A 364-nucleotide genomic window follows, 5' to 3' on the forward strand; every position below is an offset into this window, starting at 1 on the left:
CGGCATGGGTTACTCGCTCGATCCCTGAGCGCCCGGCCGGCATGCATATCGGACTCCGCATCTTCTTCGGCTTCTTCCTGATCGTGGGGCTGGCCGCGTTCCTCACGCTGCGGGTGTTCGTGCAGGAGGTGAAGCCGGGCGTGCGCCAGGCGATGGAGGACACGCTGGCCGACACCGCCCAGGTGCTGGCCCTGTTGGCCGCCGACGACATGCAGCAGGGCCACATCGGCGATGGCGCGTTCGCGCGGCGCGTGGCCACGCTGGCCAGCGTGCCGGTAGACGCGACGATCTGGGGCGTGCACAAGGACACCATCCACTATCGGGTGACCATCACCGACAGCCGGGGCATCGTGCGCTTCGACTC

The 364-nt window shown here is 68.4% G+C and carries 1 pseudogene; it reads left to right on the forward strand.

Annotated elements, in window-relative coordinates:
* Positions 1-41 precede the first annotated feature (41 nt).
* A pseudogene (locus AB4Z35_RS31295) lies at positions 42-364 on the forward strand (two-component system sensor histidine kinase CreC); the annotation flags it as partial.

It is taken from the genome of Pseudomonas sp. KB_15, from assembly GCF_052114525.1.
Taxonomy (GTDB): Bacteria; Pseudomonadota; Gammaproteobacteria; order Pseudomonadales; family Pseudomonadaceae; genus Aquipseudomonas.